The following is a 5,027-nucleotide window of genomic DNA, read 5'->3' on the forward strand; positions in this document are numbered from 1 at the left end:
CCTTTATCTCTCCACCGCCTGTAGTAACCGTTTCTGTTTTCGTTTTTACCGCTTTGCTCGTATTGAGCCAATCTTTAATCCATTTACCCTCCCTATCGTCCAAGGATAGGCTTATATCGTCCGTTTCGTCCTCTTCTTTGTCTGTAAAGGACAGGGATAACAGATACTTGGATAATTCCTTGGATATATCTGCACCCTTAAAGTACAGTTTTACCACGGTACGCCTTGCGTAGTTCTTATTACTCACTTACCGTTACCCCCTGTTTCCACGGTGGCAGGGATTCCGATACCGTTAATTCAATTTCCGGCAAGGTCAATACAACCCCTGCTGGAAAAATATAGGTATCTTTATACTCAATATTCGCCTTAATAAGAGTATCCATATACATTTCATTGCCATAGGCTTTATAAGCCACAATATCCCAAGTATCCCCGGATACCGTTGTATAAGTGTTATTAAGCATATACTACCCTGTCCTCCTGTTCTTTTTGTTCTTTCAGAATTGCAACAATGATTGCTCGTAGCTTCTCTAAAAATGCTTCGTCATACTGTTCTAACTGTTGCTTAATGTTATTTGCTTCGCCGTTTCCGTTCACTACAACGCTTGGCGAATTTTGAACATTTATAACGATTGTGCCGGCCCCACTCATTCTTGCGGATACATTATCCGCCGTCTGTGCCTGTGAGATATTGTTAAATATCTGTCCTGTCTGTGCTGCCGTAAATACTTTTCTGTTGGCAGCGTTTGTAATCAACTCCGGTCCATTCTCTCCGGCTATAAATGTACCCGGTGTCCTGTCTGTACCTTTTGCAAATCCCGGAATCAAAGGTATGTTAATTCCTTTTCCGCCAAGTCCGGGAACCCAATCCGGCACTTTCAATTTATTAAGTCCACCGATTACGGTATTAACCGCTGATACAACGGCTCGTAATGGTGCTTTGATGATTTCGCCAAGTCCTCCGACCGCTCCCGAAAAGATAGACTTAATTCCGTTCCAAGCCTGCGACCAATTTCCTGTAAATACGCCTGTTATAAATGAGATAATTCCCTGTAGCACGGTCATTAAATTTTGTATAATCCCCTGTACCGAACCTAATACAGATTGAACTACCGATAAAATTACAGGCATTACTGCCTGTACCACCTGTAAAATTCCCTGTATGATAGGTGCTACTATGTTCCAAATCGTTGTTAAGGCGGTTTGAATTGCCGGAAGCAATACCGATAAAACATTAGTAACTACAGGCAAAATTGCTTGAATTGCTGCCGATATAGTAGGCAGTACGGTACTTGTTATAAAACTGAACAATTCCGATATAATCGGTAATACATAGGTCTGTAAAAACGAGATAAGTTCTGATATAATCGGCATCAATCCGGCTATAAAATCGGCAATAATCGGAATGACCGCACCGACAAAATCAACAATACTTTGAATGATTGACATTATCGTAGGTGCTGCTGCCTGTATGAAACTCACAATACCCGGCACAACATCATTTATAATTACCTGTAATACCTGTTCCGCAACAGGAACTACATAGGTTGTCACAAATGCTATTACATCTGATACCGCCGTTTTTACCTTTCCAAGGATATTTACAAGCGTATCAAATACCTGTACGCCTTTATCCCCGAAAATCTCTTGTATCTTGTTTCTTGCTTCTCCGATATTGCTATCAGAGAAAATATTTTTAATGGTATCTCCAACACTCGTAATAACCGCTACAATCTTGTCAAAGATTGCCAACGCTTCACTTCCGAATGTCTTTTCTATAAATGCTCTGATTTCCTGTAAGTGATTTTTTACCAACTGAATAACAGTAATAATCGTTGTGATTACTCCAACAATCGGCAAAATCTTACCTACCACTCCACCAAGCGGACCAAATACGGAACTTGCCAAATTTCCCAACGGTCCAAGCATGGTTTTTATTGCATTTCCTACAGGTGCTATAAACTTCGTTATTTTCCCGAATCCTGCACCTACGAGATTTCCAACCTTACCTAAAGGCGAATTTGCTATAACTGTTCCAACTCCCGACAGGATACCGCCAAGTTTACCGCCCATTCGTGTAAACGGACTTAAAAACAGGTTAAGTAATTTTGAACCCGCCCCCATTACAGTACCGCCGATTTTTCCACCGATACCGCTAAATACACTGCCAATCTTTGTAAACAGGGTGCTGTTGCTTAACACTCCGCCTAATGCACTACTTACGCCCCCGGCTGCGTTCTTTACGCTTGTGAAATACCCAAGAATACCGCTACCGATATTCTTAAAATTTAAAAATCCGCCCGTAAGACTTGATAGGTATGTATTCATCCCTATACCTTTGATAATTTCAAAGGCTTTTTGAACATTGAGTATCCCGCCTTTTACTTCAAGGAAACCTAGCTTTGCTGCAAGTCCTCCGACTTTTAACCCGGCTAACGCAACCGCAACCTTGGCAATAGTTTTTACCGCCTGCGGATTTTCCCTTACAAAGTCTGTCACTACATTTACTATTTCCGTAAATTTCTTTATGCCCTCTGTAAGGGTCGGCAATAACAATTCTCCAAGTTCTACCTGTAAAGCATCAAAGGCAGATTGTGCCAATGTGATACTTCCGTTAAGGTTATCTAACTTGGTTTCTGCCATTTGTTTAGCTGCACCGTCACAGTTATATACTGCATCTGTAAGTTTATTAAAATCGGCTTCTGATGCGTTTACAATAGCAAGCATACCCGCAAAACTTTCTTTTCCAAAAATCGTTGTTGCTGCTGCCACCTGTTCCGCTTCGGACAATCCGCCTAAACTGCTTCGGAGGTTCTTTACTACATCCCCGAAACTCTTCATAGAGCCGTCTGCATTTGTAAGACTTATGCCGTATTTCTCCATTGCTGCCGCCTGTGCATCTGTCGGCTTTGCCATATTGGCTAACGCCGTCTTTAAACTTGTACCTGCGACCTCTGCCTTAATACTTGCATTTGCCATAAGACCAATGCCTAAAGACATATCCTCTACGCTATAGCCTAACGCTCCGGCTACAGGTGCAACCTTTTGGAATGTTGACCCCATCATACCTACATTGGTGTTTGCATTACTTGATGCTTGTGCCAATACGTCCGAAAAATGCCCGGCATCTGATGCACTCAACCCAAAAGCTGTTAAGGCATCCGTTACAATATCGGATACACTTGCCAAATCTTCCCCGGAAGCTGCCGCAAGGTTCATAATACCCTCGATACCGCCTAACATATCCTCGGTTTTCCAACCTGCCATAGCCATGTATTCCATAGCCTGTCCGGCTTCCGTTGCGGTAAACTTCGTTGATGCTCCCATTTCTTTGGCTTTGTTTGAAAGTTGGGCGATTTCCTCGGTTGTTGCTCCCGATATTGCCTTTACTCCCGACATCTGCTCTTGAAATTCGGCTGCTTTTTTAACCGGCCCGGCATATATCGCCGTTCCTACCGCTGCGATTGCTCCTATTGTTCCTGTCAACTGTGACTTTGTTTGTGCTATCGCTGCGTTATTTTTATCTATTTTTTCGTTAATGGCTGCAACTTTCTCTTGCGATTTCTGCAACCTGTCGTATTGCTTTTGTAATTCCTCCGTGTTCTTGGCAAGGTTATCTGTATTTACGCCCGCTTCTTGGAGTGCCTGCCCCATTTCCTCCAATTTTTCCGTTTCGTCTGCTGCCTTATCCCTTGCCTTTGCCAATGCTTCCGTATTGGCTTCTAATTTCTTTTTAAGTTTCTCGGATTCTCCGCCTGTTGCATCATACTCCGCCTGTAACCTTTCGTGTTCTTTTTCAAGGTCTGTAACTCTCTGCTTGCTTCTCTCTACTGCCGTCTGCTGTTTCTGATACGCCGATACATCCTTTAACTTATTTCTAACCTCTTTCAGATTATCGCCCAAAAGGGTCATTGTGCTGTTTGCTGTCTTAAAGGTCTTAGAGAAGTTCGGCCCCAAGGCTGCGGTTAATTGAAAGAAAAATTGAAATTGTCTTGCACTCGCCACGCCTTTACCTCCTTTCGGGCATAATAAAAGCACCTGCCTGTGCAAGTGCTGAATCTATGTAAATTATGATTATTTTCTTTGTTAAAATCCGCCCTGTGTTTCAAGGGCGGATATGTTATTGGTTGTTCTGCTGTTGTGCTTTCTCTTTTTCTATCAATCCGTTAAGGCTTCGTATCCACCCTCTTAAATCACGGATTGTAAGGCTTACCCAATAATCAACCCCTGTGTGTGTCTGTCTTGAAAGTAAAAGTGCATTTTCTCTTACCCAAGTTCCGGGGTTTAATCTGTTAAGCCTGTTGTCACTAAAAAATCTCTGCTCTTATTCTTGATTTTTCCAAAATCACGGATAGGTAAATGCTCGATAAGGTCACTTCCTACGCCTGCTGCTCTCGCTGCCATTTTTGACAAGAAAGAGGTTGAGATTTCCGGCGATAATACATATTCGCCAACTGCTGCCATTTCATTTTCAACGGCAATCATATCCGAACCCAAAAGGCCCTCAAAATTAAAAGTCAACTTATCGTATGTCTTTCCCTCAAATTCAAAGGGGTTCTTGAATACATGGGTATAATTTAATCCGTCTGTGTCCGATTCGGTCACATTTACTTTCTTTTCTTCTACTGCTGCCGTCTGCTTTACATCTTCCATTGCGTTTAATCCTCCAATTTTCTATCAAATACAGGAAAAGCACGGTTTCCCGTGCTTATTTTCCAAGTGCCTTTCTTACATCCGCCAAGTAATCTTTTCCGTTTACATAGTAGATATAATTAAGTGGGTCAATCTCCAACTTTTTCTTGCCGTCAATGTATGTAGCGTAATAACTTACTGCATACTCTCCGCTTACCTCTGCTGCCGCTGCCGTGGCAACTTTTCCGGGGTTAAGTTTCTTCGGGGTTACTACAAGGATATGTTTTACAGATACAACCTCTGTAGTACCCTTTACGGTGTCTTTCTGCTGCTGTGCTGCTCTTAAATCAATATTGTGCTGTCTAGGCTCATGTAATTTAATCGCATTATTTGTT

The 5,027-nt window shown here is 42.3% G+C and carries 4 protein-coding genes and 1 pseudogene; all 5 read right to left on the reverse strand.

Annotation, left to right across the window (positions count from 1 at the left end):
• Positions 1-247: pseudogene (locus ACQY63_RS12150) on the reverse strand (hypothetical protein); the annotation flags it as partial.
• Positions 240-464, reverse strand: a complete 225-nt coding sequence (locus ACQY63_RS12155; RefSeq protein WP_005359652.1) for a tail protein X — start codon at positions 462-464, stop codon at positions 240-242. The gene ACQY63_RS12155 and the pseudogene ACQY63_RS12150, both read right to left, overlap by 8 nt.
• Positions 457-4,005: a phage tail tape measure protein gene (locus ACQY63_RS12160; RefSeq protein WP_428245307.1), complete on the reverse strand. Its 3,549-nt coding sequence runs from the start codon at positions 4,003-4,005 to the stop codon at positions 457-459. The genes ACQY63_RS12155 and ACQY63_RS12160 overlap by 8 nt, the downstream gene beginning before the upstream one ends.
• 279 nt (positions 4,006-4,284) lie before the next feature.
• Positions 4,285-4,653, reverse strand: a complete 369-nt coding sequence (locus ACQY63_RS12165; protein ID WP_087758579.1) for a phage tail assembly protein — start codon at positions 4,651-4,653, stop codon at positions 4,285-4,287.
• A 55-nt stretch (positions 4,654-4,708) separates the two neighbouring features.
• Positions 4,709-5,027: phage major tail tube protein (locus ACQY63_RS12170; protein ID WP_428245308.1), on the reverse strand; the 319-nt coding region annotated here is incomplete at its 5' end.

The organism is Eubacterium sp. Marseille-QA0814, assembly GCF_965119675.1.
Lineage (GTDB): Bacteria > Bacillota > Clostridia > Lachnospirales > Lachnospiraceae > Eubacterium_G.